We start from the raw sequence: 20,039 nt of genomic DNA, 5'->3' as shown, positions 1-20,039 counted from the left end.
TTCAAGCAGAAGACGGCATACGAAAGTTAACAGTTGCTTGCGCCATCTGATCCTCCTTATATACAAACTCTAGTTTCTGAAGTACATATTAGAGGTTTTGCACTACAAATGGAATGGTTTTTTATAGTTTGTATTTATTCAGGGTCACCTTCGCCAGCCCGCCACAGCAGCTACTTACCCAGAACTTGCTCCCCCACCCCCTTAGCGACGCGGGAGGGCGATTCTGTTACCTTTCTTCGCGCTGGAGGGTGTTCCGGTACCGGGAGGGTGATTTTGTCCGTGGAGGGCGATTCTGCACGCCCTCACCAGCCCCTCCAGGCAAAACACAAACAGTTCCACCCTCCCGCGACATTTCCACCCTCCAAAGACAAATACACCCTCCAGAGCAATTTCTTGGACAGTCAGTTCCGGGCCCTGTGCGAAGAAGAAAACGAAGGGACAGAGCGACGCACGAACTAGGCGAGGGCGAGGACGAGATGCCGACTCACACAACCGGGCAGGGATTGCGGGTAAGGGGGCACTCAAAAACGGCAATAAGACAACAAATATCTGACGTTTATCCAGATTTAACGATCCGTCCCAGAGCGATAACCGCGACATATTTGGCGACAGCCTGTGGATAACTTGTTGCGTAATTCATCGAAATTGAAATTAAGAATGCGACACGAAGATTCATTAAATTAAACGTGCAATTTTGTTTATTTTTAAATGCAACTAACTATTCTTTTGTAACTTTTATCGCGAAATTGGCATTTTAAAATGCTTTTCAGCATAAAACACCATACCTTGAGCTCAGTCGCGACCCTTGCAACTAAAAAACTCACAAAAACCCACTTTCTCGTAACAAAGCTAAAGTGTGGTACTTTTAATGCATACTATTTAGGTATCTACGTACCTACGAGGGAGGCCACGACCCCTAATAACCAAAACATGCGAGAATGTCCGCAGGCCAGAAACCACTGGCCAGAATCAAAAGACCTGGGCGTAAAGAACCGGAAAGAACAGCGAGCACGAAGACGCTAAGCGCGACAGAAAGGCACGACCCACCATCTACGAATCCCTAGCGAAAAACCACCAAAAACCAACACCCATCCACGACTACCTAATCACAAACCCCACGAACCATCAAGCACCAAACAGCAAGTACCAACCACCAACCCCACCAACTAGAAGCCCTGCCGCGAATACCGCTACGCCCTACCCTCCCCTCCGTTCCGCGCCTCTCCGGTCCAGCCTTTCCTCCGTTCCGCACTCACACCCTTTCCGCACTCCTGTCTTGTCTGCTCTCCTCTCCGTTCCGCACCCCTTCGTTCCACCCCCTCCTTTCTGCAATGCCTTCCGTTCGCGCCCCTCTCAGAGGACACAATCAAAGGCGATGCCGGCAGCCAGCAACCAGCGACCGACAACCCGAAACTGACAACCTGCAACCGACAGCCCCCTCCCCCAGATCACTCCAGAGCTCGGCAGCACTCCCCATACCAGTCCGAAGCTCGGCGCCCCGAACACAGGCACACCAATAGGAAGAGAACAAAACTCGAAAGGTTCCCTCGTATTGCGTTGCAACGAAAAGTGCAACGCAAAATAAAATCTTGCAACGTAAATGCAACGAAACCATTTGCGTTGCATTTACGTTGCGGTAGAACTAAAATAAGCTGCAAAGAGGGAGTTAGAGATGCGAGAATCTGCGTTCTTGGAGTTCAAGTCCAAAGTGACCAACACCTTTCTCAAGACTGTAAGCGCCTACGCGAACTTTCATGACGGGGAAATACTGTTTGGAATCGATGATGCGGGAAACGCGGTTGGTCTAGACCACCTAGACGAAACGTGCCTGGCAATCGAAAATCGCATTAACGACTGCATTACCCCACGCCCCAGATTCTCTATCCAAATAAATCAGGACGACAAAACCATCTGTCTGCACGTAGAGGAGGGCTCTAACAAACCCTACCTTTACAATGGGAAAGCCTACCGCAGGAGCGACAGCTCCACTGTCGAAGTGGATAGAGTTGAACTCAGCCGCTTGGTATTGGAGGGAGAAAACCTCTCCTTCGAAGAACTTGACTCCCCCGAGAAAGACCTGGAGTTTAAAACTTTATCCACAGCTCTTCGCAATCAGCTAGATATTTCGGATACCAGCACCGATGTGCTCAAAACCTTGGGGTTAATCGGGCCGAATGGTTTCAACCGTGCCGCCGCCCTATTGGCCGATAAGAATAACTATCCCGGAATCGATGTCATCAAATTCGGTGCTTCTATTAATGAAATCCTCGATCGCACCACTGTTGAACAGGTTTCTGTTTTGAAGCAGCTGGACACCGCTATGAAGGTTTTCGACCGCTACCTGTGTCTTGAAAAGATCGAGGACGCAACCAGAACCACCAAAGAGCTGGTGCCGCGCGAAGCTTTCCGGGAGGCGATTGCTAACGGTCTGGTTCATCGAACTTGGGATATTAATTCTCGCTTACGCGTTAGCATTTTCCCTGACTGCGTGGAGATTTACTCTCCAGGAGGACTTCCCACTGGAGTTTCCGAAGCAGAGTATTTACGAGGACGAGTATCAGTTCTCAGAAATCCAATCCTGGCAGAGGTCTTCTTCCGCCTGGGACTTATTGAAAAGTTCGGCACCGGTATTCTGCGCATTCGAGAGTCCTACCGTGACGAAACAGAGGTTCCCAAATTTGAGGTGCTGGACAACTCCATCACGGTTACTTTGCCTTTTATCGGTTCGCACCAACAGCTGAGCTCGCAGGAGAAATTGCTGTTAAATTCCATGGCGCGGGGCAGAAGATATTCGCGCTCCGAACTTGATATCCGCTCGGGATTCGAAAAAACCAAAACCCTCCGCCTACTAAATTCCCTGGTAAGCAAGCAGTTAGTCCTAGCTCATGGGGAAAGCAGAGCCCGGCGTTACTCGCGTCTTTAGCTGAAACATTATGTGGATGAGGGCGCTGCAAGAATTCGTGCGAACCACAGACAAGGACGCGGATGAGGACGCAGTCAAAGGCACGATCGGCAACCGACAGTATTACTCCCCTGCCCTTCTTCTGGGCTGGGCACCTCAGATACCGGAACCTTAAAGGCCAGAGATCAGCAATAGAAAAAGCGCCCCGTTTTGCGTTGCAACGAAAGGTGCAACGCAAAATAAAACCTTGCAACGCAAATGCAACGAAACCATTTGCGTTGCATTTGCGCGGTAACCGCTTAGTTTTTGGCGGCGGATTCGCGCTCTCCGGTGGGCACTACCAGTACGGGGCAGGCGGCGTGAGCCAGCACGGATTGCGAGGTGGAGCCCATTAGCGCCCCTGCAAACCCGCCGCCGCCGCGAGTACCTACCACTACCAGGTCAACGGCGGTGGAAAACTCTGTCAGCAACGCCGCCGGATTGCCATCTAGGGCATGGGAATGTACTTTCACCCCGCTATCAGCGGTTTCTTCCTTACAGGTTTGTTTAAGTTTGTCGCGCACATCCCGTAAAATGCTGTCGCGGTCGACCGTTGCCGGTAACCAGGACAAAATCCCGGCGGATGAGGCCAGGGGAACCGCATCCACGGCGGTCAGTTCGGCGCCCCAAACTTGGGCTTCTTTGATAGAGCGGCGCAAGGATTTGCGAGAACGGGTGGAACCGTCAAATCCAATCACGATTTTCTTTACCGGCACGAATTGGTCATCCGTTTTCCGCCGAGGCACTACCACGACTGGACAGCGAGAGTAGGCCGGCAAAGCCGAGGAGGTTGCTCCTAGTAAACGATCCGTGAACCCGCCGCCTCCGCGGGTACCGACCACAATCAAATCGACTTGCTGTGACAGTTGCACCAAAATCGCGGTGGGATCTCCGGCTTCCACCCGTCCTTCAGCCTGGTAACCGCGTTTTTCGAGGTGCGCTACAGCTTCGTCAACTACGGTTTGCGCGCTTTCGCGAATCGCATCATTGTCTACCACTGCGAATCCGGAATCCATGGACGCTGCCGTATAAGAGGGCAGCGCGTAGGCACATAATACTTGCAGTTTCCCGCCACTTTGCTTGGCGCGCGCACCCGCCCATTCCGCGGCCTCTAAAGATTCTGGGGAGCCGTCAACCCCCACTAGGATAGTTTCTTTTCCCGACATGTCTATGTCCCCCTTCTGCTGCGCCCTTGCCTGCTTATTTCTATTTTATAGGCCGGAGGGTACGTTTGCTCTGAAATGAACGCTGCGGGTGGGGGGCGGGATGGAAAGGAACAGCTTTCGGTGAAGCTGTTGTCTTTTTTCTGAGGGGACGCTTGGTGGGTTTTTGTGCTGGTTTGAGGGGTTTTGAGGGTGCGCGATTATTTACGCGGTCGCGCTGTATGACGTGATCCTTTACGTTTTGTCGATCCTTTAAACTTCTTTGCTCTTTGCGTGCGGGTTAGCCTGCCGATTTGCGTGGGATTATCTGTCTGGTCTGGAGTGGTTTCTTCATCGCGTTTTTTACGGTCTTTTCGCAGGTAGCGAGCTACTATAACGCCTCCTATAGCCGAGATAATGATCGGGAGGATCATCCACCAACGCAACGCATCCCACCAGGTAGGGCCATCTTCGTTCATCGGGGGCGCTTCCTTAAGAGCGATACGCTCAGCGGTCACTACCAGCCGGTGCGTGTTCAAACCGTAAGGAGTACAAGTAAACAAGGTCAAAATATCCTTACCAGCTTTAGGCTCGAACAACTCTAACTGGGTGGGTTTAATCACGTGGATAGCACGGACTTTATAAGCCAGTTTCTTCCCCGCCACCTGCACATAAGCAATATCGCCGACCTCTACGTCCTGCAAGCCATCAAACAAACTAGCAGTCCTCATTCCCGAATGAGCAGTAAGTACCGCGTTAACTCCTTTACCCCCAACCGGCAAGCCGGTACCAAACAGATGCCCCGCACCACGAGCAATCGCGTCATCCTCGGTACCGTGCCGCACCGGAAGATCTATTTTCGCTGAGGGCACCACTAGCCGACCCATCACATCCCCGGGCAAAGTCCCTAAATATTCCTGGTACTCTTTCGACCCGGTTTTGGTCATCTTATACAAATAGGGGTCAAGAATCGGGATACCTCGAATATTAGCGTTATACTCATGCGCCTGTTTAAGTAATGCCTGGGATTGATCAGGACGCACAGAAACCTGCTTCATTTCTTGCGCCTGCATCCTGGATATTTCCCCAATACGCACATTACCAACAAAAATAGCCACCACCGGATAAAGCAAAAGTAATGCTCCCAGCACCGTCAAAACAACAATCACAGCCTTACGCATCCCGGTTCCCTCCTCTCAAAACTGTAAACACTTCTCACCTGGCTACCCTGATATAATCCGGCCTTTTATTTACCCCACCCCAGGGTATCGCCATCCACCTTGGAGCCGTTTATTCTCAGGCAGTTTTGCCCCTCTTGCCTCACAGGTTAACCCGCCTGCCGGTTAACCTGTCTGCCCGGTATTAGCCGATACCTATAACGGGAAAAGCGTTTCCCGTATGAGGGCGCAAAGAGGGGGCGGTGCAGTAAGCTACACCGCCCCCTCTTTGGTCTTAGGGGCTATTGATCACTCTATTAATAGTATTCCTAGACCTATGCCTAGTCCTGGCGGCGCTTAACGGTTAGCACCACGCCAACAGAGACCAGGATCAAGCCCAGAACCGAAACGAGCAAAATCCCCTGAGCACCAGTAAGCGGCAGACCCGGGTTCTTGTAGTTAGTAACCTGCACGAAGCTACCATCACCTGCTTTAGCAGTATTTAGATCAACAACCGTGCCCGCTTTCGTCAGCTTAAATTCAATTGCCTGCGGCAAAAGCTGATAGCCCTTCGGCGCGGTTTTCTCTACCAAACAATAAGGAACCTGATCGCCTTCAGCTACAGCCTCCCCATCAATCCAGTTAGTCAACTGCAAATCAGAGATCTTCACTAAACCATCAGCACCAGTGGCTTCCGAGGTCTTGATAACAGGCCCCAACTTAGTCAAATCAGAGCAGCTCTTAGTAGCAGCATCAGCCAAGTGCACAGTGAAAACAGCACCCGCCAAGGCGGCACCATCTTTATCAACCTTCTTAATCACGATATCACCGTGTTTGGTGACAACCTCCGGAGAAGTGATCGGCTTACCATTATCTTCCGAGTACTTATTCGGGAACAACTGACCGGTGTTCTTAGTCAAACCATCAGCCGGAACACTCTTCAGCTTCACGTGCAAAGTAACCTCGATATCAGTACCCGCAGCGATAGTATCCAGCCCGGCACCCTTGAAAGCCACCGTAACCGTAGTACGCTCCGGATCACCAGCTTTAGTGGTGGTGGCATCAAAATCAGTGGTGTCAGCCCCGGCAATCTTGGCGGTAGTCTTTACATACTCCACATTAGCCGGCAACTGGTCAACAATCTTGTAAACCCCACCCAAGTCAGCAGCATTCATTTCGCCATCACCATCAGCGTCAGCACCAGTAGACTTGGTAGACAAGACGTACTTAAACTCATTGGCAGTACCTGTAACCCCCTCAGGCAAAGTAGTAACACCCTTGTCTACAACCTTCTTATCCAGGGTGTTTTCCTGGTTCTTCGGGTAAACATGCACATCGGCATTCCAAGCCTTGCCATCAGGGTTAGTCATCGGCAAAGTCACCGCGAAAGGAGCAATCGGAGTAATCTTCTCCTTCGCAACCTCTTTATCAGCAGCCTTAATCGTGCCTGAGCCTTCTAGATCCTCAACCACAACATACAAACCACGAGCTACATCAGCAAAATTAGCTTCACCATTAGCGCCTGTCGTCTTAGTAGTCGGGGTAGCAGCCAACTTATAAGTGGTGCCTCCAACCGTAATACCCGTGGTAACTACATCATCCTTCAGGGAAACCGCAGCGATTTCTTGAGCCAGTTTCAAACCATCATTAGTAGAAACATCAACGCCCTCAACCCTGTACAGCTTGAAATTAACCCCCTTCAAAGGAGTTTTACCAGTAAGCTCGCCAGCATCAATCGCGGTACCATCGTGTTTCAAATTTGTAGTCGCACCCAGATACTTATGCACCGTCAAGGATGCTTTCTCCGGCTGAGATGTACCAAGTATAGTATCAGCGCTGGCGGCGCCAACACCTGCCAGGCCCATAAAGGCCATCACCATGCCAGTCAGCATGGCCAGTAACTTTTTCTTACTCACTTTCTCTTCCTTTCAAATAGAGTGAATACAATAGCAATCCCTAACACCAGACACCCAAGAAGCAACACTTCTAAAGCACCGGCATATCCCGACAAGGGAAGCTTCCCCTCCGGGTAGTTAGTAACGGTCAGGGATCCATTCCCGCCACTAACAGTATTTACATTTCCTTTTTCACTGGAAACGGTCACTTTCCCGTTACCATCAACCGTGAACTTCACCGGCTGCGGCAACAAAGCATAACCCCGATTCGTTTGGGTTTCCCGCAAGGTGTACTCCTGTCCAGGCAACACCTTAAACTTAACCTTGCCATCCTTCCCAGTAGTCAGGGTCTGCGTGTCCCCACTATCTCCCTCGCGGGAAAGCTCAAACACCACGCCAGACAGAGCCTCGCCCTCATCCGAGACCTTGTTAAGCTCGATCTCAACCTCCGCGCGCTGGTTATAACGCACAAACGTCACTGTCGGATTATCACCGGTCAAAGTAACCTTCGAGACCTGATCCGATACCAGGTAACCGTCTGGAGCCTTGGTTTCCTGCACGGCGTATTCCTTACCGAAATCGAGACCAGTAAAGGTAGCCAGACCCACCTCGTTAGTAACCAGCTTCTGGGTAGACCCGTCGGGCTTGGTCAAAGTGAACTCCGCACCCGCCAAGGCTTTACCAGTTTCTTTCGACAGCTTCGAAACCGTGATCCGGCCGGTGTCCTTAGTGTTAGGAACCTCCAAAGTAATCAAACCAGTAAACCCATCCAGCAAGGCATAATCAGAAACCTTTACTGATACCGCGTTAGACTTCGCCACATACCCACTAGGAGCTGTGATTTCTTTCAGCTTGTAGATCTTGTCAGGGTCCAGCTTGACCGTTGCCGGCAGCTCTACCAAACCGTCTTTGCCCGTAGTAAGATCCCTAGCAACCTCGGTAGTCTCGTTCTCTTCAAAGAGGGTGAACTTGGCGCCAGACAGCGGGATCACCACATCGAAAGTGCCCGCCACTTTACCGGGGACTTTTACCGCACCTGGGGTGCCCGACACTACTTTATCGGCAGCGTCCTCATCAATCGCCTTCACCAAGGGTTCATATTTGAAGACCCGCAAGCGGGAAGGATTATTATTGGCCGTCCAGGTAAACTGCTGCGCCTTATAGTCATCAACTACGAAATCGTATTGCGCCTGGGGATCAACATAATACCCGATGGGAGCTTTCAGCTCTTTCACCCGGTAAACCCCACCAGCAAGCCCAGTGAACTCTGCTTGACCAGTATCACCAGTAGTTACTTTCTTGATCGGGTCGGCCGGCCAAGAAGTATCCGGGTTCTGTTTAAACAAACCAAACTCGGCACCGACCAAGAACTTGTCAGTCTCGTCAGCCGTAGGGTCAACCTTGGTGACAACCAATGAAGACTCTTGTTTTTCTTCCTCGTTGGGTACTAACAGTTCGCGCTGCTCTAGCAACAGCTTGCCGGAAGCGTCCAAAAGCCGACCATCCGGGTCAATCTGGAAATACATTAGCTCACTATTTTGGGTATACCCCTCCGGAGCCTTAGTCTCTTCCAAGGTATAAACCTGATTAATATCCAGATTATCGAGGATGACATTAGCGGCCGATCCCCCGGTGGTTACCGACTTAACTAGGCTACTAGTCCCTTTTCCTTTATAGAGGTTAAAGGTCGCGCCCGCCTTAATCACGCCGTCCCCGCGCTGCCACTCGCCAAAGGACTTATTCTTATCGGCCATGCCCCGCACGCCCAACTTCGACAGCGACACCGCGCCTTTATCGTTCTTGATCTGGCCGTTAACTCCCAGCTTCAGATCCAGCCCGCGCAGGTTAGTACAAGTTGCTTGGCTGCAACTAGTAATGGTGAAATCAATTGGCGCAATCGGCTGCAAGTGACGAACGCCCGGATTCTCCGTTAGCTGCCATTTACCAGCGGGAATACGATAGAACTTGACGAGACCGTCATCGTTAGAACGCACCGTGATCGGAGCGGAGTTCGGCACAAACATGGTGCCATCGTTCTGTCGCACCGGTTGCGGGGTGATCGTGAATTCAATACCCGCCAAGGGATTACCGAGGGCGTCCACTTTCTTAAACTCGGCGGTACCAGTAATCGGCTCAAGAGGATACCACTTGCCAATGTTGGTAACATCAGGCAGTTTAATCTTGTAGGTGCCGGTAGTGGAATCATAATTGGTGGCATTAAAGTCGCTAGCCGACAGCATATATGCCTTATCGGTAACGGCATATCCCGTGGGAGCTTCGATCTCTCGCACCGTCCAGCCCGGGGTGGCAGTCACATTCGTGAACTTTACCTGCCCCTTAGAGTCAGAGATGGCGCTGGCTTGCAGTGCTCCCTCTTTATCGTAGAGGCCGAATTTGGCTCCTGCGAGCAGTTTCTTCTGCGCTGTCTGGAAGGGCTCGGCTTTGAATCCGTACTTGGTCAGCTCGATATTTACCGCCGGCGGCACCAGGGTGTTAATCACCGGGTTGGATTCCAGTTTGCCTGCGTGTGAGCTCGACAGACTCCAGAAATCATTGATTGCTTTTTTGCCCAAATGCTCTTGGGAACGCGGATCCGCACCCACCGGGCCAGCAATCATCGGTACCGTGATCCGTACTTCGCTGCGCGGCTGCTGCGGGTTGTTATTGGTAAATTTCAACCCCGTTACCACCGGGCAGGGAGTGCTCTGCCAGTTGGCGCGATCTAGGTTATCTTTCGCGATACCAGTGTCGCAGGTATAGAAGGTATTCCAACCGTTAGCTGCCGTACCATCTACCATTTCGAAGCTGATTTGCCCGCTGGGATCGTACTGGTTAATCAGGGTGGAACCGCTGCGGGCAGGGGTACCTGCCACTGGCAGTAAGTCATAGATCACCGGATTTTGCTCCGGATTAGTTCCGTAGCCTAGGCGAAGCTGATAATCGAATTTCGCTCCCCCGACAGTCTTGATCTCGGTAACCCAGGGCACGTTTGGCTTGCGTTCCTTAATCCGCTTGTAGATATAGGTTTCATCCCCTACTGCGACTCGGGTAGTATTTTCCGCTCTCGACCACTTTCCAGAACCGGCAATCGGGTTTTCCACCGTGGTTGCCCATCTGTCTTTGTTTTTGTCGCTCTTGTCTTCTGGATACTCAACATTGCCTTGAGCATGCACGAACGCTTCGTTAACGATGTCACCGTCGATAACACCCCTGGTAATAGTGGTCTCTAGCTGTCCCACACTGTATACCTGGCTGGGATCGGTGACCTGATCCGCTTGGAAACGAACCGCTACGCGTCCTGTCCCATTGAAGTTAGAAAGAATCTGGTAACGGGCTCCGGGCAGTTCCGCAAACGTTTTAGTCAGCGTGACCCGGTTAACTTCCAACCCTCTAGGTAGCACATCTACCAGCTCAAAACCGGTTAAGGGGTCACCGTAATCGGTTTCTAGCTCCGCGCCTACGGTATAGGTACCGGTTTTACCGGCGAGAGTAGCCTTGTCAAAAGTGTTGACTTTGCGAGCTTTAAGCTTCTTACCTTCGGGCTTCACCTTGACATGAGCCTCTTTAATACGTTCCCCGCCCTGCACCTTATTTCTGAGGTCAGCTTGGCACTTCAGACCCTCACAGAGGTTATTATCCGGGTCGCGGAGCTTGGTGTGAATCTTGGTAATAGTTTTTTGTCCTGGCTGCGTAGCCTTAACGCTGCTCCACCGCAACTGGATGTTCTGGTAGGAGGTAAGATCCTCCGGCAGATCGATCCGGTCAGTTCCTGTAATGCCCATGGAATAAAGAACTTTATATTTATCCGGTTCGCCAGTGGGACTAATAATCTCTAGGGTGCCACCCACAAATACCGGGTCAGGGGTAATACCGGTGTACTGCAAACGGTCATCAAGGTCAAAGTCCCTAAGATTTAGGTTCACAGGGGTATCCGTAATGTTATTGGTAAGTACATTCCAATCGATCTCAAGAGAGCGATCTTGCTTAGTGTCGTAGATTACCGCGGCTCCATCACGGAAGTGCGGGCCAGCAGCAACCTTCGTTAGGGGAACCCCTGGAGGTGCAGTCTCCATCGGCTTATAGAAGCTGAAGTTAGTATCTGCCGCCCCCGTAAGCAGCGGTTCTTTCGGGCCTTGCTCCTCGGGAGTCAGAGTGAAATCGGCGTGGTTATCAATCCGTTTTTGTTTCTTTGCCCCCGGGAAATGCAACTTCAAGCTACCTAGACCGGAGCTCTCCGTATGCAGACGTTTTTCGGTATTGGTATAGGTGAGGGTGAGCCCATCTTTGCCTAGCTCCCACCCCGGGTTTTCATCGGCTACGAACTGGGCGCGTGCCTGGGTTCCATCGGTCTTGGTGTATAGCGGCAACTGGTCAGTGATGGTGTAACCACGCACGTTCCGCATCAATTTCTTTACTCCGAAAGTAAAGGTGACCGCGTTTTTGCCAGAGGTGCTGACGTCTCCTTCCGGATCGTCATCGTAGTCCCTGCATACGGCGAGATAACACCCTACTGTATCCTTCGTGAAAGAAGGTAGCGGATAGTATCCTTTCAGGTTCACCGGCCCCGGTTTAGAATCCGGGTGCGGGGTGAGCACATACTGCTTCCCGTCCGCGGCAGTATCAACCAATTCCGCTTTGACCGGGAAAACTGCGTCCGAGGCGGTGATCCGCTTCTTTATACGCCAGTAGATAGGAATACTGGTTCGCGTAGAGCTATCGTAATTCGGCTTCAGCTTAACTTCCAGGACTCCCGGAGCAACTACTTTAACTGAGGTAAAGAATTGGCTGGAAGTATTATCCCAATCCGCAACTTCTACCCGGGTAGGATCATAAGTTACCCGAATAACCCCATCCTTAACTATCGAGGTTCCAGCGTCCCCACCGTAGGTGAGGTCAACGCGCATATTATTGCCGAATTCCTCTTCTAGCTCATTGGACTCGGGCCAGCCAGGCTGGTTTATTCTTCCAGTCAAATCCAGACGTGCGTAAGAGCCCGTCATCTCTGCTGGAGCCTTCTGGTAATTGAAAACTATGTCCTTGTCGTTGCCGTCTAGCTTAATGGTCTGGCTAGGAGGCAGCGAATAGCCTTCAATCATAGGCGGCACTAGCACATAATTCTGGTTGCTATCGCCCTCTTTACTGCTAATGGGGCGGTTTATTTCCGGTGCCAACGGCTGACCGGTTTCCTGATCAAGGTAGCGTACCCGCACCTGGGAATCGGTGAGGATAATGACGTCGTTACCATATCCAGTAGTGTATCCAGATACATTATTGGGGTTCTTACCCGACTCCGGTCGCAGATATATAGGCCCATTAAGACCGCCGTAGGTAGTATTAGAGCCAGCGCCGCCTTTACCCCAACCTACGCCTGAGAACATTTCTACTGCATGTTCTAGACGATCATACTGCTGACCGTCATAAATCAAGGGAGCATCCGGAACCGTAAATACCATTCCTCGTGGCATGTTTGAGGAAAAAGTATCAGCATGGATGTAATACAAATCACCAAGAGATTCCGGGAGAACGGTGATATTATTTTTATTTTTCTCCCTATCTATATCCTTGGTCTGCGAGTTAGAGGTAGAATGCCCAAAGACGGTAGCATGAGGATCCCATCTGGATATAGGTGCTCCCCGCTCACGCCCACCTAAGATAGATATCTTGCCCCAAGAATCTGGTATCGCCGTCAACTCATTATTGGCAAAAGCTCCATAGTGAATTTCTCTAACTTCACCCCAGGAACTGGGTAAAGCCTTTAGCCGATTGTCCAAGAAACTGTATCTTCCGATTACAGTAATCTTGCCCCAAGAGGGTGGCAGAGAAACTATTTCATTGTTTAAGAACGCGCCACGGGGAATCTGCGTGAAAGTATCCCAAGGAGCGGTCAGAGCAGTGATTTTATTATCTTTGAAACTCTCGGCGCCGATACTAGTAACGCTAGCCCACGAATCCGGCAGACCGGTGAGGGCATTGCCCATAAAAGCCTGAGCCCCAATAGTCTTCACTTTCCCCCAAGAAGATGGTAGGGATTGAATCTGGTTAATATTAGTACCGGTATTTGCCTCAGACGGGTAACAACGGTAATCGGGATAAGCGTTATCTTTATAAATGTTCTTACCCGCAAAAGCACAAGGTTCAATGGTGGTTACACTGTCCCACGAGTCCGGAAGTACCGTGAGGTTATTTCGCACGAACGAGTTCTTACCGATAGTGGTTACCGATCCCCAGGCGGGCAGCGAGGCCAGTTGGTTATCGTAGAAAGCCTTTTCGGGGATAACGGTTATCTTGCCCCAAGAATCCGGCAAAGAAGTTAACAGGTTAGAAGCAAAACTACTCGTGCCTAGCCGAGACACGTTTTCCCAAGAATCTGGGAGTTTAGTTAGCTTGTTTTTCTCAAATGCAGAATTCCCGATGCTGGTAATTGACCCCCAAGCTGGCAGCGAAGCTATCTGGTTATTATTAAATACAAATGAGGGCAGAGAGGTAATCTTGCCCCAGTCAGCAGTTAACGCAGCGATTTTATTATTCCTGAACGCGGCTTCACCCACGCTAGCGACTTCATCCCATGAGTCAGGGAGCGCAGTTATTTGATTGTTTTGGAACGCGGAGCCACCAACTTCCGTAACCCTACCCCAAGCGGGTAAGGAAACTAACTGGTTGGAATCAAAGACACTGGTGGGTAAGGAGGTGATCTTCCCCCAAGAATTCGGCAGCGCAGTCAGCTTATTGTTGTAGAAGGCATGCCTACCCAGAGTAGCTACTTTCCCCCAAGAATCGGGAAGGGCAGTAAGCTGGTTCCCGTAAAATGCTAGTTGCCAAATACGAGTTATGTCGCCCCAAGAATCCGGCACCGAAACTATTTCATTGTCTTGAAATACACCCTCGGGAAGGTCAGTAATCTTGCCCCAGGGCGCCTCCAGGGAAGTAATCTTATTATTCTTAAAAGCTGAATCCCCCAAGTAGGAGACATCCCCCCAAGATTTAGGAAGAGCGGTTAGCTGGTTATTTTGAAAAGCATAATAATCAATACTCTTAACCTTGCCCCAGGAATCCGGCAGCGCGGTAAGTTTAGAGTTCACAAACGCCCGCATTCCAATGTGTTCTATATTCCCCCAGGAATCTGGCACCGAAGTCAAAGGTGTCGACCGGAACGCGTCCTCAGAAATAGAGTCGATTGGCTGTCCTTTGTCCCCGATAGTGGGCCAGCACCAATCTGTACTATTTTTAGTCTGACCAGCTCTATATTTCGCCAATCCGGTAGTGCTAAAACCAGCTACAGAGTTCCACTGTTTATCTTTAGAATCAGTCCAGGTGTGATACTTGAAGTCTTTTACTTGCCATCCGGGGCAGATGGTTTTTTCTGGCCAATCCGGACCTACTGCCACTTTGCCTTTAACGGTCTTGGTGCGCCCCTTAGAATCGGTAGCGGTGTAGTAGACATCGTAGGTAGCCTCTTGCACACTGGTGTCTATTGATTCGGGAGAAACTGTCAGGGAAGCGGTAATATCATTCCCGTCAGTGTCTGTCGCGGTCACCCCCGCCAGCAGGGCTGCTTTGGAACCATCGCCATCTTTAGCGATATGCTTTACAATTTCCCCGCTGATCTTGGGTGAGAAATCGGTTTTCTTGTATTTAAAAGTGACCTCATTAGCCGCCCCGGCCTGCGGGGTAATCTTTTGGGAATCTGGAGTCACCGCGTAGCCAGCCAGCTGCGGTGCCTTAATAGTGTTTTCTTCGCCCGCGAAATAGACTCCGTCTGGTTCGGTGAACTCACTTTGCAGCACCTGGGGGCTACGTAAAGGTTTATTAGTATCCGCATCAATGTAGTTAATGGTAATCGAGACCGTATCCTCCGCGGCCACCTGACCAAACCCAGAATTGTACTTTTCGGACTTTACCGCGGCCGGGAGCGATTGTTGCCCATCAGCCTTATCCAGCACCACCCAGCGCTGGTTATTCGCAAACACTTCCGGACCAAAATCGGTGACAGTAGATGGAATCTTCACCTTCTCAATCTGGTTACCACTAAAAGCCTCCTGCCCCACTTTTGCCAGCTTAGAAGGAAGCGTGACTCCCTTAAGCATATTATTGGCAAACGCGCTGGCACCGATCTCGGTGACAGTATCTGGCAGCTCCACCGTATCCAGTTGATTATCACGGAAAGTGTTCGCCGGAATAACGGTTACCGGCGCACTCTTAATCTTTACCGATTTCAGGGCGTTATCGCTGAACGCGCCCTCGCCAATAGTTTCCACCGTGGAAGACTCGAAATCGGTCAGCTTGTTCTTCTGGAATGCGCCCTCACCAATAATCTTCAAACCCGGCGCCGTAAGCTTCGAAATCTGATTATCGTAAAACGCGCGATCTGCAACCTCGGTAACCGAATCCGGCAACGTAACCTTTGTGAGATTCAGCCCCGAAAACACGCCCTCCGCAATCTTGGTAGTACCCGCCGGGATGGTCAGTTCTTTATTAGCTTCTAGCGCGGCCTTACCTTTATCTGTCAGGCCGGTGAGCTCCGTTCCATTGAAAGTGAAACGGTCGTCAGTTGGGGGTACCCCCGCCCGCATCGGAGCTGGAACGCGAAGTGCTTGGGGAACGCCGGCATTAGTCTGCTGGAAATTGAACTGTTGCGCCTGGTTATTATCGGTGGCGGCGCTGGAGTTTTTGGTGTTGCTGGTGGTGGAGTGGTTGGTGCTTGCAGAAAGTTTTGCGGACTTGTTGCCGGTAGCAGAGGTGGCTTTAGCGGAGTTACTCTGTTCAACTGCGGGCGCCGTCATCGGCACGATCACCAGCAATGTTGACAACAACAGCCCTAAAACCGACAGCGAAGCAATAAGCCTTCTGCTAACTACCTTACTTGCCACGTTAACACCTCTACTATGAGCCAGCCACCAAAAGTTACAGCTATTCCTCAACTCAAATAGTTAGTTTCAATGATAGTAGATTAATCTTTTTTTCACAACAGTTCGGGCGAGCTATTCCTGCAAACTATTACAGCTTTTCTTGCATTTTCGTCCGATTGTTTTAGATTATTTCGGCCCTGAGGACATACGTCCTATTAAGCTCAGATTATTGGTGGGTTCCAGATTGTCGGTAGGTGTCGGGTTGTCGGGTTGCCTAGACCCCGCCAATTTGTCTACGTATCCCGGATTGTCGGTAGTTGTCAGATTGTCTACGTGTCCCAGTTTGTCTATGTAGCCAGATTGATTACGCATCCCAGATTAATTAAGTATCCCAGCATATCTACCTGTCCCGGTTTGTCTACGCCCCGCCATTCGGTGCGCCCCCGATTGTCGGTAGCTGGCAGATTTTTTAGGCATCCCAGATTAATTACGTATCCCAGCATGTTTACCTGTCCCCGATTATCTATATTCCCCACATCTTCAGCACGTCCCAGCTCGTCAGTGCATCCGGCACGGTTCCCTCATCAAGGGACTGCTGATTTTAGAGCCTCTCCACCATAAACGCTCAATTTCGTCTCCGGAGGGTAATCTCATCGCCGGTGGGTCAATTTGCCGCCGGAGGGTGCTTTCACCAGAATCCACCAGTACTTTCCGCCAAACACACAACCATTCCACCCTCCCAAGGCAAAATCGCCCTCCCACGGCGAAAACACTATCCCGAAACAAATCACCCTCCCGAGACAAGCGCGCCCTCCTCGCAAAAGGAATCAGCACTATATATAAGGACAAACGCATCGATTCCGCCCCCTCCGCCTCCCCGTCCCCGAAAGCTAGCTTACCGCCGGAAGATGGATCTGCCTTCGGAGGGTATTTACGTCGCTGGAGGGTGAAAATGTCACCGGAGGGTCTTTTAACCAGCCGTAACACCCGGTCGCCTCGTCCCGCGTAACCTTTCCACCCTCCCGGGACAGTAACGCCCTCCGCGCGCAACAGCGCCCTCCCGGGGCGAAAACACCCTCCAACGACATGGTCACCCTCCCAAGACATAAGTACCCTCCCGCGGCATCTAAAAACCAAGACCCGATAACGCCAGTCCCCAGGTACAAACAAACCGAAAATATCCTTGTCTGGTTATTGAGGACGAGACTCGGCAAACTATGCCTGGCACGATGTAGCTATGTTTCCAAAAACAACCTGAACCAACCTGAACTAACTTGAATTAAGCGGTGTAGCTATGTTTCCTGAACTCATCAGCACCCAGGCCTTTTCGCGGAGAGTCCTAGAAGACTCCCTAGCAAACGGCTCCCTAATTAAAGTCGGGCGCGGACACGTGATCAGGCCTCTTAAATCAGCGAACAAATGGCAGCGGATCCGCTACGTAAAGTTAGGACAAATCGCCTCCCACGCGGCGCGATGCCACACTCCCCCGGTGTTTATCGGGGTTACCGCCGCCCTGTTGCATGGTCTATCCCTAAAATCACTGCGAGGCGATACTCCTATCCATACCTCGACTAGGCATTTTGAAAAGAAACTGCTGCCAGCGTGGGTTGATGTTGATACTTCCCAAGGGCGCCCTATCCGCACGAAAATGCCACCGACTCCATTAATTTTCCACAAGATCGCCCTTCCAAAAGATTCCACTAAATATATTGGGCACCGAGTGCGCATCACCGACCTTCCTACGACCACGTTGCAATGCTCTGCCTGGCTCCCAGCAGGAAGCGCGCAAGCAGTTGCTGATTCCGCAGCTAGAAAGCTAATTCCGCAGTGGCGTGAACTTGATCGTCGCGGCCGAGAGACTTTCGCAGATCGGATTCCAAAACTGCGTGCGCAAATGACAGACCTCGCCAACAACTATCGAAAACGACTCGGGGCACCTCAAGCTCGGCGAATCCTCGCAAATATGGATCCCCGATTCGAAAGCTACGCGGAATCTTTATTTCATGCCGCAGCTCAGTTAGCACAGGTGAAGCGCCTAATTCCTCAGTTTCAAGTTCAGATTTCTCCCGCTCAAAGCTATTTCCTGGATGCCGCTCTCCCGAAGATTCGCGAGGCGTTCGAAATCGACGGTATGCAAAAGTATCAGAGCAGCGATCCTCGCAAAGCTTTCGACGCCATTCAAGGGGAAAAGCACCGCCAAAGCAGGCTACAAAAACTCGGGTGGCATATTTACCGTTTTACCTACGAGGACGTGGCAGACACTTTGGGCTTCGCAAAATTACTGTGCAAACAGTTAGGCACTAGCTGGAACGGGGTGGCACTGCCACACTTGTACCGTTTGAAAAAGCCTGCCTTTAATATGTAAAGGTCTATAGTGCCCTGACTCCACTGTCCCTTTGAACAGTTCTTTTATGGTTAATGCCCTCGCCGGGAGTGGTTGTTTCATGCACGATACAGATCAATCGCCCCCCCCTAGTCATCACTCCTCCTTAGCTCGTCCTCCTTATTCCGTCCAGATTCTGTTGTTCCCTTTCCATCCGCACCTCATAAGCATATTCCTGCCCGCGGAGGACGAACCTGCCACCCTAATTAAAAGGAATACCTGCGCCCTCCTTAATGAATAGCAAAAAATCCGCACCTACCCATTCATCTACTAGGACTTATTTTTCTGTATGTTCTAAGTCCTTGGAGGGTGAAAATGTCAGGCGTAGACACATAAACAGGCAATATATATGCCAGTATCACCCTCCAAGCCCAGAATCACCCTCCACGCGCAAAAACACCCTCCCGAGACAGAAAGACCCGCTAGCGCGAGGAACAGAAGCGAACTGTAAGGACTGTTGATAAAAAGTCGAGGGACAATTTAGTCTCCGGAGGGTGTAAATGTTGGGTAGTATCTCGTTACTAGGAAATATGCGCGACAGCAGCGCCCTCCACATGCAAAACCACCCTCCAGACGCAACAATAACCTCCCGAGACCTAAATGCCCGTACGCCTTAAACACCCTCCCGAAATAAAAAGAGCCGCCAGCACCTTAAAGACCCGCCAGCGCGAGGAATACTAGGGGGGTCGAAAAGGCGAATTGCCTAGAGCTGGAGGGTAATCTCAGCTCTGGAGGGTGAAAGCGTCAGGCGTAGACACACATGCAGGCAATATACGCGCCAGAATCACCCTCCACGCGCAAATGTACCCTCCGGAGACGGAAAGACCCGCCAGCGACGGGATAAAGTGGAGTAAGCAGCAACAGGGAAATAGTTAAAAAGATTGTGACCCGAGGGAATCCCTCGGGTCACAACCAGCAAAAACTATTAAGAACCTATCGGCGCTACGTTCTTAACTGCTTTCTTAAGAATATTCTGGCGCTACCCTCACATGAAAGTCACGCATCCAGACCAGCACCCAATATCAGCAACAGCAGTTACTCCTAGCGCACCGCCGTAGCCTACAGGCAGTCAGTTGCTACAGGCGAATAACCTTGAAGCCGTTCGAATAAATCGGTGCTACCTTAACGCGATCACCTGGCTTGGGGGCATGAATCAGCTTTCCGCCGCCAACGTAGATGGCCACGTGACCTGACTTCCACAAAATATCACCGGGCTGTGCTTGGCTGAGCGGAAGCTTAGTACCAGCAGCAGCAATCCCACCAGTTGAGCGAGGTAGCGAATACCCCAGCTGACGATACACATAGCCCACAAACCCGGAGCAATCAAAACCACTAGGAGTAGTGCCGCCCCAAACATAGGGAACGCCCCGATACTGCATCGCAATTCCTACCGCAGTACCATCAGCTTTACCGAGGTCGCGACCCACGAAGGTCTCAGCAGATTCTGAGGACGAGCGCTGCGTATTCTGGGTAGCTGCGGACGCAGTAGCCCTAGCCGGAGCTGGCGCAGCGCTTACCTTCGCAGCTACATTCGACTGCGTAGGCTCTGCCACCCCAGAAGTAACTTCTTGGTTAACGGTCAGCTTCTCAACCGTACCTTTTGCCAGTTGCCCAGAATCCACAGAGGTGGCGATCTGCTTGGCCACAGTGGCATCTGCACTGGCGGGAACGGCGG

8 protein-coding genes are annotated in these 20,039 nt (G+C 51.2%); 2 read left to right on the top strand and 6 right to left on the bottom strand.

What is annotated here, in order from left to right; translation table 11 throughout:
• Positions 1-1,672: 1,672 nt before the first annotated feature.
• On the top strand, positions 1,673-2,923 hold the full coding sequence (locus RDM26_RS06625; RefSeq protein ID WP_307738204.1) for an ATP-binding protein: 1,251 nt from the start codon (positions 1,673-1,675) through the stop codon (positions 2,921-2,923).
• Positions 2,924-3,201: 278 nt separating this feature from the next.
• On the opposite strand, the gene RDM26_RS06620 is transcribed toward RDM26_RS06625, so the two are convergent.
• From RDM26_RS06620 to RDM26_RS06600, 5 genes are all read right to left on the bottom strand, one after another.
• A complete protein-coding gene (locus RDM26_RS06620; RefSeq protein ID WP_307738203.1) occupies positions 3,202-4,107 on the bottom strand; it encodes a universal stress protein in 906 nt (301 codons plus the stop codon).
• 197 nt (positions 4,108-4,304) lie between these two features.
• Positions 4,305-5,264, bottom strand: coding sequence for a class C sortase (locus tag RDM26_RS06615; protein WP_307738202.1), 960 nt, complete (start codon positions 5,262-5,264; stop codon positions 4,305-4,307).
• Positions 5,265-5,581: 317 nt separating this feature from the next.
• Positions 5,582-7,156, bottom strand: coding sequence for a SpaH/EbpB family LPXTG-anchored major pilin (locus tag RDM26_RS06610; RefSeq protein ID WP_307738201.1), 1,575 nt, complete (start codon positions 7,154-7,156; stop codon positions 5,582-5,584).
• Positions 7,153-16,002 (bottom strand): SpaA isopeptide-forming pilin-related protein, encoded by an 8,850-nt coding sequence (locus tag RDM26_RS06605; RefSeq protein WP_307738200.1) that lies wholly within the window; start codon positions 16,000-16,002, stop codon positions 7,153-7,155. Before RDM26_RS06605 ends, RDM26_RS06610 begins: the two co-directional genes overlap by 4 nt.
• A gap of 326 nt (positions 16,003-16,328) precedes the next feature.
• Positions 16,329-16,517 (bottom strand): hypothetical protein, encoded by a 189-nt coding sequence (locus RDM26_RS06600; protein WP_307738199.1) that lies wholly within the window; start codon positions 16,515-16,517, stop codon positions 16,329-16,331.
• Positions 16,518-17,275: 758 nt separating this feature from the next.
• On the opposite strand from RDM26_RS06600, the gene RDM26_RS06595 reads away from it, so the two are divergent.
• Positions 17,276-18,346, top strand: coding sequence for a hypothetical protein (locus tag RDM26_RS06595; RefSeq protein WP_307738198.1), 1,071 nt, complete (start codon positions 17,276-17,278; stop codon positions 18,344-18,346).
• Positions 18,347-19,440: 1,094 nt separating this feature from the next.
• Here RDM26_RS06595 and RDM26_RS06590 read toward each other — a convergent pair.
• Positions 19,441-20,039 (bottom strand): NlpC/P60 family protein (locus tag RDM26_RS06590; RefSeq protein WP_307738197.1); only part of this gene is annotated, 599 nt, incomplete at its 5' end.

It is taken from the genome of uncultured Varibaculum sp. (assembly GCF_902489465.1).
GTDB lineage: Bacteria > Actinomycetota > Actinomycetes > Actinomycetales > Actinomycetaceae > Varibaculum.
This window is presented reverse-complemented; position numbering and strand designations above follow the sequence as displayed.